The organism is Planctomycetia bacterium (genome assembly GCA_034440135.1).
GTDB lineage: Bacteria > Planctomycetota > Planctomycetia > Pirellulales > JALHLM01 > JALHLM01.
Genome location: JAWXBP010000256.1, coordinates 47,105 through 60,614 on the forward strand (window position 1 = coordinate 47,105; position 13,510 = coordinate 60,614).

The 13,510-nt window shown below is 61.7% G+C and carries 10 protein-coding genes; 7 read left to right on the forward strand and 3 right to left on the reverse strand.

Annotation, left to right across the window (positions count from 1 at the left end):
• Nucleotides 1-41: 41 nt before the first annotated feature.
• Together SGJ19_15915 and SGJ19_15920 are read left to right on the forward strand one after the other, a co-directional pair.
• A complete protein-coding gene (locus SGJ19_15915) occupies nucleotides 42-2,681 on the forward strand; it encodes a cation:proton antiporter (protein MDZ4781739.1) in 2,640 nt (879 codons plus the stop codon).
• 193 nt (nucleotides 2,682-2,874) lie between these two features.
• Complete coding sequence (locus tag SGJ19_15920) at nucleotides 2,875-3,798, forward strand: hypothetical protein (protein MDZ4781740.1); 924 nt, start codon at nucleotides 2,875-2,877, stop codon at nucleotides 3,796-3,798.
• A 79-nt stretch (nucleotides 3,799-3,877) separates the two neighbouring features.
• On the opposite strand, the gene SGJ19_15925 is transcribed toward SGJ19_15920, so the two are convergent.
• Both SGJ19_15925 and SGJ19_15930 read right to left on the reverse strand, forming a co-directional pair.
• On the reverse strand, nucleotides 3,878-4,279 hold the full coding sequence (locus SGJ19_15925) for a 6-carboxytetrahydropterin synthase (GenBank protein MDZ4781741.1): 402 nt from the start codon (nucleotides 4,277-4,279) through the stop codon (nucleotides 3,878-3,880).
• 145 nt (nucleotides 4,280-4,424) lie between these two features.
• The gene (locus SGJ19_15930) at nucleotides 4,425-5,141 is read right to left on the reverse strand and encodes a 7-cyano-7-deazaguanine synthase (protein MDZ4781742.1); all 717 of its coding nucleotides are present in this window, start codon (nucleotides 5,139-5,141) and stop codon (nucleotides 4,425-4,427) included.
• 383 nt (nucleotides 5,142-5,524) lie between these two features.
• Here SGJ19_15930 and SGJ19_15935 point away from each other — a divergent pair, with 383 nt between their 5' ends.
• The 3 genes from SGJ19_15935 to SGJ19_15945 all read left to right on the forward strand — a co-directional run bounded on the left by SGJ19_15935 (nucleotide 5,525) and on the right by SGJ19_15945 (nucleotide 9,167).
• Nucleotides 5,525-6,439: a DoxX family protein gene (locus SGJ19_15935; protein ID MDZ4781743.1), complete on the forward strand. Its 915-nt coding sequence runs from the start codon at nucleotides 5,525-5,527 to the stop codon at nucleotides 6,437-6,439.
• Complete coding sequence (locus SGJ19_15940; protein ID MDZ4781744.1) at nucleotides 6,436-8,193, forward strand: Gfo/Idh/MocA family oxidoreductase; 1,758 nt, start codon at nucleotides 6,436-6,438, stop codon at nucleotides 8,191-8,193. Before SGJ19_15935 ends, SGJ19_15940 begins: the two co-directional genes overlap by 4 nt.
• Nucleotides 8,194-8,318: 125 nt before the next feature.
• Complete coding sequence (locus SGJ19_15945; GenBank protein MDZ4781745.1) at nucleotides 8,319-9,167, forward strand: sugar phosphate isomerase/epimerase family protein; 849 nt, start codon at nucleotides 8,319-8,321, stop codon at nucleotides 9,165-9,167.
• A 194-nt stretch (nucleotides 9,168-9,361) separates the two neighbouring features.
• Here the strand turns inward: SGJ19_15945 and aat are convergent, their stop codons facing one another.
• On the reverse strand, nucleotides 9,362-10,027 hold the full coding sequence (gene aat / locus SGJ19_15950; protein MDZ4781746.1) for a leucyl/phenylalanyl-tRNA--protein transferase: 666 nt from the start codon (nucleotides 10,025-10,027) through the stop codon (nucleotides 9,362-9,364).
• A gap of 133 nt (nucleotides 10,028-10,160) precedes the next feature.
• Here aat and SGJ19_15955 point away from each other — a divergent pair, with 133 nt between their 5' ends.
• Both SGJ19_15955 and dnaG read left to right on the forward strand, forming a co-directional pair.
• A complete protein-coding gene (locus SGJ19_15955) occupies nucleotides 10,161-11,402 on the forward strand; it encodes a trypsin-like peptidase domain-containing protein (protein MDZ4781747.1) in 1,242 nt (413 codons plus the stop codon).
• A gap of 259 nt (nucleotides 11,403-11,661) precedes the next feature.
• Nucleotides 11,662-13,497, forward strand: a complete 1,836-nt coding sequence (dnaG, locus tag SGJ19_15960) for a DNA primase (GenBank protein MDZ4781748.1) — start codon at nucleotides 11,662-11,664, stop codon at nucleotides 13,495-13,497.
• Nucleotides 13,498-13,510: the final 13 nt, after the last annotated feature.

Consider the following 13,510-nt stretch of genomic DNA (forward strand, 5'->3'; position numbering starts at 1 on the left):
CAGCGGTGTGCGCCACGAAACATGCCCGGTATTATCGGGTCATGCATGAGCTTCCGCTGATTACCACGATCGCCACTGCTTTTACCGCCGCCTGGCTACTGGGGCTGCTGGCGCAGCGCGTTGGACTGTCGCCGATTGTCGGTTACCTCGTCGCCGGCACGCTTGTGGGTCCTCACACGCCGGGATTCGCCGGCGACCTCAAGCTCGCACAGCAGTTGGCCGAAGTCGGTGTGATCCTGTTGATGTTCGACGTCGGGCTGCACTTCAGTTTGAAGGAATTGCTCGCCGTGAAAGGCGTGGCGATTCCCGGCGCGGTGGGGCAGAGTCTGGTCGCGACGATCCTGGGAGGCATGATCTTTGCCGCGTTCGGATTCCCCGTCACTTCCGGTCTAGTGATCGGCATGGCGATGGCCGTGGCCAGCACTGTCGTACTCATGCGCGTGCTGATGGACGCTGACGCGCTCAATTCGCCCGCGGGACACGTGGCCGTCGGCTGGCTGCTGGTGGAAGACATCTTCACGGTCATCGTGCTGGTGCTGATTCCGGTGCTCGGCACTGGCGAAGGGGGCGCCAAGGTGGAAGCCAACGTTTGGCTATCCCTGGGCATGGCCTTACTAAAACTCGCCACCTTGACGGGCATCGTGTTGGTGGCGGGGGCGCAGGTCATTCCCTGGGTGTTGCTGCGCGTAGCGCGGTTGCGTTCGCGCGAGTTGTTCACGCTCACAGTGTTGGTCTTTTCGATCGCGGTCGCCGCCGCGTCGTACTACTTCTTCGGCGCATCAATGGCCCTGGGCGCGTTCCTCGCCGGGATGGTCGTGGCGCAGTCGCCGGTCAGTCATCAGGCCGCGGCCGACGCCCTGCCGATGCGCGATACCTTTGCGGTGTTGTTCTTCGTTTCCGTTGGGATGATTTTCAATCCGATTTTTCTGTGGCAAGAACCGCTGATGGTCCTGGCCGGCCTGGCGATCGTGCTCGTGGCGAAGCCGCTCACGGCGCTGGTGATCGTGGCGGCGCTCGGCAGTTCGGCGCGCACGGCGCTCACCGTGGCGATCGGCCTGGCGCAGATCGGCGAATTCTCGTTCGTCCTCTCGGAACTTGCCCGGCATCACGGTCTGATGCCGGACGCCGGCCAGAACGTGCTGATCGCCACGGCGATTCTTTCGATCTCGCTGAACCCTATTCTGTTCCGCGCGTTGCCGCGCATCGAACAGCGTTTGCGAACGATTCCCTGGCTGTGGAAATTGCTCAACGCCAAGGCGGAGCGAAAAGCGCGGGAAGCCAGCCTGGCCGCCGGAGCGCAGGTGTTGAGTCCGTCCACTGCGGAGCGACTGGCCATCGTCGTGGGTTACGGGCCCGTGGGGCGCACCGTCGATCGGCTCCTGCGTGAGGCAGGTTTGGAGACCGTCGTCATTGAGATGAACGTCGACACTGTCACGGAATTGAATCGCTCCGGACAACGCGCGATCTACGGCGATGCGGCGAGCACGTCGATTTTGACGCAGGCCGGCGCGGCACACGCCTCGCATCTCGTGGTGACGTTGCCGCAAAGCCGTGTGCGGACTGCGGTAGTTGCCGCGGCGCGGACGCTCAACTCCGATTTGCGCATTCTGGTGCGCGCGCACTATCTGCGCGAGCGCAACGACCTGGAACACGCCGGCGCGACTGCGGCCGTGTTCGAGGAAGGCGAAGCGGCCGTGGCGCTCGCGCGACTTGTGCTTGCTAACACCGGCGCCAGCCGCGAAGTCGTCGACCGCTCATTGCGCGATGTGCGACTGAGATTGATCCTGGAAAACGTCGCCCATCTCAACACGCGCCCGATTCGCAGCATCATGGTCCCCTGGACGCGGGTCAGTCGCCTGACTGATCGCGAAAGCTTGGAAGAGGTCCGTCGCAAGGTCACCGAAAAGCGTTACTCGCGCTGGCCCGTCGTGGATTCCAGCACCGGGCGGCCCGTGGGCTATCTGTTGGCCAAGGATCTGATCGCGGAGACGTCGGACTCGTCCAACTGGCTGCGGCTCCAGCGCCGGCTGCACGCGGTGCGGCCCGACGACACCATCGAAACTGCATTGCAATTCATGCAACAAGAAGGCGCTACGCTCTGCGTCGTCGAGGAAAAAGGCGCGCCGCTCGGACTCGTCACGGCGGAGAATATCCTCGAACAAGTCGTCGGGCGGATGGAGGATGAATACCCGCGCGATGTTACCTTGACCCTCAGTGAACTTATCAACGCCGGCGTCATCGTGTCCGACTTGATGGCAACCACCGCTGAGGAAGCCATCACTGAGTTGGCGGCCTCGATTCCGGCCGACGCCTGCCCCGCGGCGGCGCACTTGGCGGAACTGGCCATCGCCCGTGAGCGGCAACTCGCCACGCACATCGGGTTTGGCGTAGCGATCCCACATGCGTCCTGCCCGGAGTTGAAACGGCCGTTCGTGGCCTTCGGACGTTCACGGACGGGCATCGTCTTCGGGGCGGAAGCGGCCGAGCCGGTGCGATTGGTGTTCTTGCTGGCCTCCCCCGCAGCTCAGCCAGAACTGCACGTATATCTCTTGGGACGCATCGCCACACTGGTCCACCAGACTGACGTCCGCGACCGGCTTCGGGCGGCCGCTACATCCGAGGAAATCATGGATGTGATTCGGGCTGCCGAAGGGGACGTGCCGCCGGTGGGTCGGGGTTAACACGGACAACGCGTTGGAGCCCTTCTCGGCGAATCGCTCGCCACCACGGTCGATTTTATCGCCGTGGCGGAATTGCCTGGCCTCGAAATTTGACGGACGGCGCACGCGACGGATATGATCGATGTCGGCGGGAGGTGCCCGGAACAGCGGCCCCCGCCTCCGCCACACGGTCCATTCGGGGGAGGTCGCCATCGTGACGCAAACGCATGTCGTCGCGGAATCGAGCGACGATCACTGGCGAAGCCGCGCCTCGACTTGGCATTCGGCGCTGATTTCGATAGTTTGCCACCTCATGGCGCTCATTGCCTTGGGGTTACTCACGGTCGCCGTCCAGGAGAAGAGCTCCGGCGTCGCCCTGCTCACAGAGATGATCGGAGCGGCCGATTCACTGACCAGCGCGGAATTGTCCACGGTGAGCGTGGCTTCCAGCGCCGCAGGGGCGGCAACCGGCGTCGGGCCAGAAACGCTCTTCGACACCGACGCTTTCGCGGCCGCCAACGTCAACGGGCCAAGCGTTGAGTTGGAAATCGCCCCGCATTCCAGTGGTCTGTCCGGCATGGGCGCCGGGACCGGCGGCGAAGGCAAAGGCCTGTCAGGCGCAGGCCTCGGCGCGGACTTCTTCGGCCTTGGCGGCCAGGGTACGTCTTTCGTTTATGTGCTCGACTGCTCCGACAGCATGAATAACGAGGATCGCTTCCGCCGCGCCCGCGAGGAGTTGATCTATTCTATCGAACGGCTCTCGGCGGAGCAGCGGTTCTACGTCATTCTCTATAGCGACGGCGCAATCCCGATGGACGCCGACGATCCGGTGCCCGCCGTGCCGAAGGAATTCGCCCGCTTGCGCACTTGGCTGGAACGCGCTGAGCCGTTTGGCGGCACGTATCCCTGGCCGGCATTGGAATACGCGATTTCCCTGGAGCCGGATGCCATTTACTTTCTCTCCGACGGAGAGTTCGAGCCGAATATCATCTCCGCCGTGCGCGAGAAAAACAAAAAGTCAAAACTGAATCCGCGACAAATCCCCATCCACGCGATCGCGTTCGCAAGCCAGGCTGGCGAGAACCAGATGAAGATCCTGGCACGCACTTCGGGCGGAAAGTATCGGTTTGTGAAGTGAGGGGGGAGGAAGTAAGTGGAGTAGTTCTTTGTATTCCCCGCTGAAAACTGAACACTGAAAACTTCAAACTCGCTCTCCCCTACCTGGAATACGTCGCATAGCAATGCGGCGTCTCCCACAGCTTAGATTCGATGATTGGGAATCCGGCCTGGCTGGTGATGTCGAAAATCAGCTTGGCGATGTTCTCCGCCGTGGGGTTGGAGTCCATTAAGTACAGCGGCTCGCCTTGCGCCTGCAGCACCGTCACGATGGGGTCGTCGCGCTGCAGGATCATGCGGTGATCCAGGTTTTCGTCGATCCAGCGACTCACCACTTGCTTGATGTCGGTGAAATCGAGCACCATCCCGCGCTCGTCCAGCTTCTCGGCCTCGATCGTAATGATCGCCAGCCCGTTGTGACCGTGCAGATGCTTGCACTTGCCGTCGTAGTTGAGCAAGCGATGGCCGTAGCAGAAATCAATTTCGCGCGTCACGCGGAACATGATGGAACCAGTTGATTGGAGATAAGGGAATCGAGCTTTTATTCAGAACGCATCAAGGATCTTTTACACTAGCCCGACGCGCAAGCGAGGGGGAGTAGTCGTCGAACATCGCACAGCGATTACTCCCCCTCGCTTGCGCGTCGGGCTAGTGATTTTTGTCAGCAATTGGTTGCTCATCTGCATTCAGGTCAGATGCATAGCGAGTCGGGTCCGGAAGGCCCGCCGCGGCGAACGCCCCCCGGCGCTCCGCGCATTTGTTGCACGTCCCACAGTGATCCATGCCGACGGGGTGAATGCACGAAAATGTTCGCTCCAGCGGCAAGTCTTTCCCTAGCTCCATCACTTCGCGCTTGTGCAGCCCAGCAAAGGGACGCAGGATTTCAATCGGCCCGCCGGTGGCCTGGCTCATCAGGCGGCCGAAACCATCGAAGAACTCCGGCGTCGCGTCCGGGAAGGGATTCGAGCCGAGGGGCGCGAGCGCCAGTTTTGCGATCTCGTGCAGCCGGCACCAGATCGCGGCTTTCACCAGTAGCAGCGGATTGCGACCCGGCAGATAGACCGCCTCGTCCGGCGTGCTGGCGTCCGGCACGTCCGCACCGGTGACGCTCCAATGCCCCTCATATAAATCCGCCGTGGGCTGCTGCAAGACCTTGAGTTGCCGTAGTCCGGGGGACTGGATCGCTTCCAAAAACCGCCGCAGATAGAACAGTTCCGCCGCTTCCCAGGCCAGGGCGGTGCTGATGTAAATTGGCTGCACCGAGGCTTCCGTCTGCAACAGCCGCCCCGTGAGGATGGCGCTGTCCAGCCCGCCGCTGACGAGGACCGCCACGCTGGCGGGGGTTGCAACGGAATCTGGGGTCATACAGGCGACTCACACGGCGGCTGGATCCACCTTTATCCTAGCAAACGGTCAAGCGGCGCGATGCCAGTCTGTGGGAGGCGTCTCCGACGCCGATGTCGTACACCTTGGTTGGCAGACTCACCGCAGACCTTAGCACCGTCGTCTCCATCGGCGTCGGAGACGCCTCCCACAGACTGATGGATTGGCACGTTTACGGCGCGCCCGGGAGTGGCAAAGAGGCTTGCCGGCGTTTATAATCCTGGGTCGCATGTCAGTTGGTTTGGTTCGCGATTCTGGCACACCTGTCGCGGGCGAAATCAGCGTTCGATCGAACTCCGCGGGGCCGCTACCGGCCATCTGATCCCTCCTGGGGGGAGGTTCCTCTGAGCGACAATGATGTTCGTATGTCCGGTTTTCGGATCGGCCTGCTGGGCGTGATCGCGCTCGTGCTGTTGCGCATCTCCGTCGGCTGGCACTTCGTTACGCAAGGCATGGAGAAGTATCGCGACGCCGACTTCTCGTCGCGGGGATATCTATCCCAGGCGAAGGGACCGTTCGCGGAAAAGTTTCACGAACTGATCCCCGACTACGACGGCCGCGAGCGGCTCAGCGTTGACGCGACGAAGCTGCGCTTCGAGCGAATGCTCGACGGCGTCAAAAATCAGTACGGCTTCAACGAAAAGCAGATGGCCGAGGCGAATCAACTTATCGCATCGGCCACGGCGGACGTGAAGGACTACTTGGATTCCAACAAGTTGGAAATCGACAAGTACTTCCAGGACTTGAAGCAGAACACCGAACGCCGGCACTCGAAGGATTTTCAGGAGACGCCTTTCGCCCAGAAATGGGTCTGGGACAAGCAGCAGGAACTGCAAACCACGGTCAAACCATGGACCGCTTGGGTCGACGACAGAGCAAACGAACTGTTGGCGTCCCTGAACGAGATTCAGGGCACGCACATGTTGTCCCATCCGCCCTACAAAGAGCCGCCGAGCGATCTTGAAAAAGCCGACAAGCTGGTGCTCTACAGCAATCTGGCAATTGGCGTTTGCTTGATCATCGGACTGTTCACGCGGTTCGCGAGTTTTGGCGGCGCACTCTTCATGTTGTCGCTCATTCTCGCGCAGCCGCCGCTCGCCAACCTGTATCCGCCGGCGCATCCCTCGGCGGGGGCGCAGTGGATCGTCAATAAAGAAGTCGTCGAAATGATGGCCCTGTTCGCGCTGGCGTTCCTGCCCACGGGACGTTGGGGCGGGCTCGACTTTTTCATTCATCATCTGATTACTCGGCCCTTGTTCGGGCGGAAGGAAGAAGCATGAGCCTCAATCCTCTCACACCGGAAGAAAAGGCGATCGGCAAGGATAATTTCTACGCCGCGCTTGGCAGCCCGCTCACGCGACGTGAATTTATCGGCGGCAGTCTGGCCGCTGGCGCCATCTCGGGCGTCGGGCTCGGCTCGTACTACTTCGGGTACGGCACGTCGGTCGATAACCCGGTCCGCATCGGCATCATCGGCACGGGTGACGAAGGGAACGTGCTGATCGGCGCGATCAATCCGGCCTACGTGCAGGTGGTGGCAATCGCCGATATCCGCCCGTTCAACATTCACCGCGCGTTCCACGGCGATCAATCGAGCCCGGCGATTCAAAAGATTCGCACGGGGCTGATGACGAAGTACGACTGGAAGACGGAAGACGAAGCTCACAAGCACGTGACCAGGTACGAAGGCAACTACGAGGAACTGCTCAACGACCCGGCGGTCGAAGGGGTGGTGATCGCGCTGCCGCTGCACTTGCATCACGAGGCCGCCATCAAGGCGATGAAGGCCGGCAAGCATGTGCTGACCGAAAAACTGATGGGTCACAGCGTCGGCAAGTGCAAGAGCATGGGACGCGTCGCGCATCAGGAAAAGAAGCTCCTGGCGACCGGCCATCAACGGCACTACAGCGTGTTGTACGACAACGCCGTCTCCACGATCCGCGCCGGCCTGATCGGCAAGGTGCATCACATTCGCGCGCAATGGCATCGCCAGAAGGACACCTGGTCTCCGCCATTGCCGGCGAAGATTCATGAAGAGCGGCTGGAGTTTGTCAGCAAGTTGGCCGAGGCGGAAGAGGCGCTCTTCAAAGCCAAGGGAAGCGACAAGGAAATCGCCAAGCTCGTCAAGCGCGTCGAAGACGTGCGTAAAAAGCTCGACGCCAGCAGCAAGCAATGGCTGCTCATCGAAAAGGATCTGGCCGTAAAGGCCAAGGATTACGGCTATCTCGACAAGAGCAACGGCGGCTCTCCCTTCTGCCAGTCCCCCGAGGAAGAACTGTTCCGCTGGCGGCTTTGGGATCGAACCGGTGGCGGTCTGATGGCCGAGCTGGGCAGCCACCAGCTCGACGCGTCGGGCATCTTCATCTCGGCGAGCCACCCGCTCGACAAGGAAGGTCATTCGCAAAAGATCCGCCCGCTCGTGGTCTCCGCTGTCGGCGGACGCCATCTTTATGGGCGCAACCGCGATTGCGAAGATCACGTTTACTGCACCTACGAGTACCCGGCGGCAGACTATGATCCTTCGCCGGGGACGGAAATGAACGAGAAGCGGATCGCGGTCACTTACTCGTCGATCAACGGCAACGGCTACGGCGGTTACGGCGAAGTGGTGATGGGCGAAACCGGCACGTTGATCCTCGAAAACGAGCAGGAAGTGATGTTGCTCCAGGCCGCGAACGCGGTCACGAATCTCGAGGTGAAGAAAGACGACAAGGCCGGGCCGCTCTTGAACACTACGAGCAGCGCCCCGCCGGAAGCGGCCGTCGCCAAGAAGGCGCTCGATGGCCCCGTGAGCAAGGGCTACACCGAAGAGATCGAGCACTGGGCGTGGTGCATCCGCAACTTCAAGGCGGACGATTACGCGAACACGCCGCAGCCGAAGTGCAAACCGGAAGTGGCGATCGCGGACGCGATCATCGCGCTCACCACGAACATCGCCATCAAGGAACGCCGGCAAATCGAGTTCAAGCCGGAGTGGTACGACATCAACCACGACGACACGCCGGACGGCGTGGCGCCGGAAGTGAAGGTTTGAGGAGTTTGAAGTTTTCAGTGTTCAGTTTTCAGTGGGGGAAGCGCAATGCTACTCCACCTACTTCCTCTCCTACTTCACCTACTAACTACTCCACCTACTTCCTCCCCCACCTACTTCCTCCTCCCATGCCCGACCGTTGGCCCATTGGCGTGTTTGCCAGCCTTGACGCTGGCCTTGGCGTGAAATTAGAAGTCGCGCGCGAGTTGGGCGTGCCGACGATTCAGTTGCACGCGCCGCACCAGCAAACCCGCACCAAGGCCAACGCCGACGCGTTCCTGGCGAAACTCAAGGACTACGGCATTCGACTGACGGCCGTGTTCGGCGGCTTCGAAGGGGAAAGCTACGCCGACATCCCGACGGTTGACCGCACCGTAGGACTCGTGCCACTGGAAACCCGCGCGGCGCGACTGGCGGAGATGAAGGAAATCTCCGACTTCGCCAAGCTACTCGGCTGCCCGGTGATCGCGTTGCATCTGGGCTTCGTCCCGCACGACGCCGGCGCGGGGCTATACCAGGAAATCATCGCCATCACCCGCGAGTTGTGCGACTACGCCAAGAACAACGGCCAGGCGTTGCACTTGGAGACGGGCCAGGAATCGGCCGCCGCGCTGCTGCAGTTCATCGGCGACGTACAGCGCGACAATCTGTACATCAACTTCGATCCGGCCAACATGATCCTCTATGGATCCGGCGAACCGATCGAGGCGCTCCGCATGGTCGGCAAGTACGTCCGCAGCATTCACTGCAAGGACGGCACCTGGGCCGCGAACCCCGGCAAAGAATGGGGCCGCGAAGTCCCGCTCGGCGAAGGCGACGTCGGCATGGAAAACTACCTGCGGACGCTCAAGGAAATTGGCTACGACGGCCCGCTCACGATCGAACGCGAAATCCCGCAGGAGCCGGAACGCCAAAAAGCGGAAATCGGCCACGCGGTACGGCTGCTGACGGAATTGCGCGCGAAGGTCCTTGCCTAGTGCCTCGGATCCTGCACTTTGCAACCAAGCGTGGGTGCCTGGGGCTGGGGCGAACGACGGAATGTGCGACGTCGAACCGGCTGGGGCATCGTGGCGATTTGTTGACAAGTTCAACGAATCCCCAGCGTTTGGACCATGGCGACCGCGCATTCATTGCCCCTGCCCCAGGCACCCAGCGCATTTTGTATCGCTGATCAGTTCAAGCGCACTTTCAATCGCACGGCCTCCTCCACGCGTCTTAGAAACTGCTTGCGGGGAATCTCCTTCGCCCCGAAACGCGCGGTGTTCGGATTGTGCTGCTGCACGTCGAACAACGTGAAGCCGCACGCGCGCAAGCGTTCCACGAGATAGACGAGGGCCACTTTTGCCGCGTCCGGCGCGCGGAAGAACATCGATTCGGCCGCGAACATCCCGCCGATTGCCACGCCGTACACGCCGCCAGCGAGCTTGCCGTCCTGCCAGGCTTCGACGCTATGCGCGAAGCCGGCCTGGTGAAACGCTTTGTATCCGGCCAGCATTTCCGGTGTGATCCAGGTGCCCTCGGTGCGATACGGCGCCGTGGCGCAGCCTTCAATCACGCCGGTGAAGTCGCGATCGATCGATAGCTCGAATCGCCCTTGCCGAAAGGTCCTCGCCAGCCGGCGGGCGACGTGGAACTCGTCCAACTCGATGACCGCCCGCGGATCGGGCGACCACCACGCAAGTAATCCCTCTTGGCTTGGCCAGGGAAAAATGCCGGCGCGATACGCCGCTTCCAAGGTGTCCACGTCGATCCAGCCGCCAACGCCGAGCAGCCCTTCCCCGTCGGGGTCGGCGATTTCGGGATCGGGAAAGCGAATCGTGGGACGCTTCTTGGTCATAGAGTCGGAAAAGTGTCCGCAAAGTCGACGTAACGCACAACGCGCAAATCACTTGCGCCTTATTCTGTCACGTTTCGCCGCGATTGCCTATAATGCACGCACTCGCTCTTTCGGCCATCTGATCGGAGCCGGCATGTTTCCTGAAGACGATTCCCCGTCGCACGACGTGTCCGCGGATCGATTTCTGCTGCCGGCGTCGAGCCCGCCGCCTCCGGCGCCCGCGCGGTATCCCGGCCTGGTGATGTCTCGATTGCTATTGATTCTCGCCACGCTCGTCGCGCTGGTGGCGATGCCGCGGCTCCTAGAGAACGTGCAATACTCGCTCACCCGCGGCCGGCTCCGCGCGCAGGCCGAAGTGGCCGAGACGCATCTGGCGAAGTACGACAAGATCGCCGACCCAGCCGAGGCCTTTAAGTGGGTGGCGCTGCGGATGGAGGCCAGCGTCGTACATATCAATACGAGTCGGAGGCCGGAGATCTCAAGCACCGGCGATCCGCCGCGTCTCACGCTTCCACCCGACTTTGAAGTGAGCGGCGAGGGTTCGGGCGTGATCGTTGACGCCTCTGGATACATTCTCACCAACCACCACGTAATCTCGGGGGCCGAGCAGATCTCGGTGGTCTTAAGCGACGATCGCATCATCGGTCCGGAGGATGTCACCATTGTCGGCATCGACGAGTTCTCCGATCTCGCCGTGCTCAAGGTCGACGCCGGCAACCTGGTCGCCGCCGCTTGGGGCGATAGCAACGCGATGGAAGTTGGCGACTGGCTGGTCGCCGTAGGGGCGCCGTTTGGTTTGGACCGCACGGTCACGGCCGGCATTCTCAGTGCAAAGCGAAAGAAGTTCGTCGATCGCTCCGCCACGCAGGATTTTCTTCAAACCGACGTGGCCGTGAACCCCGGCAATAGCGGCGGGCCGCTGGTGAACTTGAAGGGTGAAATCGTCGGCATCAACACGGCAATCGTCGGCAACGCCTATCAGGGGATCAGCTTCGCCATTCCGAGCGACATTGCGAAGTCAGTCTACGAGCAAATCAAAGCCAACGGCAAAGCGGTCCGCGGCTGGCTCGGCGTGGAAATGGCCAAGCTCACCGCGGAGAACGCCAAGTCCGCCGGACTCGACAAGCCGGACGGGTCACTCGTCACCAACGTAGTGATGAACTCTCCCGCCGACCTGGCGAAGATCGAGCGAAACGACATCGTGGTTTCCTGGGGCGGCAAGCCAGTCGCCAGCCCGCGCGACCTCGGGCAACTTGTCGCCGAAACGCCGATTGACACGGTCGTTCCGGCCGAAATCATCCGCGGCGCGGAGCGTCAAACCGTTCAAGTGAAGGTCACCGATCGCCCGCTACGCAACATTCGCATCAAGCAGTAGCAGGTTTGTTCGTCCCGTTCAAGGCATCCGCAAGTCGTTGCCCCGCATCGCGTTGCGACACGGCTTTAAAGGCCGCGTTCGTGATTGACCCTGCCGACCAATCGCACTATAATCCCCGCCCGCACAGGGAAGTCCTGGCGTGAGTTTGAAGTTGCGAGGGAGTAGGTGAAGTAGCGAGTAGGCGGCGTCGCTACGTTCACGGTTCGTCATTCATACTTTCTAGCGGCCAGCCAGCCGTTGCCTGAAGGAGCAGTTGCGAGTGTCCCTCTCCACGGATGATCGGGAACGGGTGCGGCAGGCGATCGACATTGTCGATCTCGTCGGCGGCTACCTCCCGTTGCGCCGCGAGGGACGCCACTTCAAGTGCCTCTGCCCTTGGCACGACGACAGTCGGCCGAGCTTGTTCGTCAATCAGGAGCGGCAAAGCTACAAGTGCTTTGTCTGCAACCTGGGCGGCGACATCTTCAGCTTCACGATGAAGATGGAAGGGCTGGAGTTTCCCGAGGCACTTGAATTCCTCGCCGAGAAGGCCGGCCTCACGCTGGAGCGCCGCCGCAGCGGCCCTTCGTCCGACGACAAGAAGACGCTGCTGCAGATCATGGCCTGGGCCGAGCAGCGCTATCACGATTGCTTGCTGAAATCATCCTCTGCGCAAATCGGTCGCGACTACTTCGAGGGTCGTGGCATCACGCCCGAGAGCATTGACCGATTCAAGCTCGGCTTCGCTCCCGAAGAATGGGACTGGCTGCTCACGCAATCGCGCGATACGCGATTCAGTTCCGCGCAGTTGGAACGCGTCGGACTGGTCCGCGCCCGTCAAGGCGGCGGCGGCCACTACGATTGGTTCCGGAACCGCATGCTGTTTTCGATCCGCGATTCGCAGGGCCGTCCCGTCGGCCTGGGCGGACGCGTGTTGCCGGGTCCGGATGCCGACAAGACCGCCAAATACATCAATTCGCCCGAGACGCCGCTCTTCTCGAAGAGCCAATTGCTCTACGGGCTGGACCTGGCACGGGAGTCGATCACCAAATCGCGTACCGCGCTGGTGATGGAAGGCTACACCGACGTCGTCGTGGCGCACCAATGCGGCTTCCAGAACGCCGTCGCCGTGCTCGGCACGGCTCTGGGCGAAAGCCACGTCCGCTTGCTCAAACGCTTCGCAGACCGCATCGTGTTGGTGCTCGACGGGGATGAAGCGGGTCGCAAACGGGCCAACGAGATTCTCGACTTGTTCATGGGTGAGCAGATCGATCTCCGCGTACTGACCTTGCCCGGCGAGCTCGATCCCTGCGACTTTTTGCTCCAGCAAGGCGCCCCGGCGTTCCAAGAACAAATCGAGCGTGCCATCGACGCGGTAGAACACAAATTCAATGTCGTCGCGGCAGGCCTTTCCGGTCGTGGCACGCACGAAGTGCAGGCCGCGCTCGAAGATTTGCTGACCACGCTGGCAAAATCGCCTCACGCCAGCGGCGAGGTGGGCAGCGCCGCGATGCTCAAGCAAGAACACATTCTGCAGCGCGCCTCGCACCGCTTCGGCGTGTCGGAAGCGCAGCTACGGGCGCGGCTTGGCTCGTTGCGACATGGTAAACCCGCGCGCCCGGCGCGCGTCGTCGCCGAGGCGCCGACGGTGGAAGCCGCCGTGGCGTTTGGCGATATCGACGAGTGGGAACGCGAGCTGATGGAGTTGCTGCTCGTCGCGCCCCAGACGTTGCCCGAGGTTCTGCACGAAGTGCGGCCGGAGCAATTCGCCGTCGGCCCATTGCGTGAACTTTTCTCGCGGGCCTGCGTCCTCGTGGCCTCGGGGAGATCGTTCTCGTTCGCGGAATTGATGATTCAAATCGAGGAACCGGAATTGAAGAGCGTGCTGGTCGACCTGGACGAGCATGCCCAGAAAAAGAGTCACGCCGACGCCGCGAAGTTAGTGCGGCAGGTGTTGGAAAGTTATCGTCTCCGGCACGAAGGCAGGCACATGCGCCAACAAGTGCATGAGCTGCGCGAGGGCCGCATCGATGAAGAAAGGGGGTTGCAACTGTTGCGACAAAGGATTGAAAGCGGGCGAAGTCGCCAGGGCATTTCCGCACCCACGGACGGGTAGGATGCGTTGACGG

Coding starts and splice junctions, on each gene's coding strand:
- SGJ19_15915 (MDZ4781739.1), top strand. CDS start 42: ATGCATGAGCTTCCGCTGATTACCACGATCGCCACTGCTTTTACCGCC.
- SGJ19_15925 (MDZ4781741.1), bottom strand. CDS start 4,279: ATGTTCCGCGTGACGCGCGAAATTGATTTCTGCTACGGCCATCGCTTG.
- SGJ19_15930 (MDZ4781742.1), bottom strand. CDS start 5,141: ATGACCCCAGATTCCGTTGCAACCCCCGCCAGCGTGGCGGTCCTCGTC.
- SGJ19_15935 (MDZ4781743.1), top strand. CDS start 5,525: ATGTCCGGTTTTCGGATCGGCCTGCTGGGCGTGATCGCGCTCGTGCTG.
- SGJ19_15940 (MDZ4781744.1), top strand. CDS start 6,436: ATGAGCCTCAATCCTCTCACACCGGAAGAAAAGGCGATCGGCAAGGAT.
- SGJ19_15945 (MDZ4781745.1), top strand. CDS start 8,319: ATGCCCGACCGTTGGCCCATTGGCGTGTTTGCCAGCCTTGACGCTGGC.
- aat (MDZ4781746.1), bottom strand. CDS start 10,027: ATGACCAAGAAGCGTCCCACGATTCGCTTTCCCGATCCCGAAATCGCC.
- SGJ19_15955 (MDZ4781747.1), top strand. CDS start 10,161: ATGTTTCCTGAAGACGATTCCCCGTCGCACGACGTGTCCGCGGATCGA.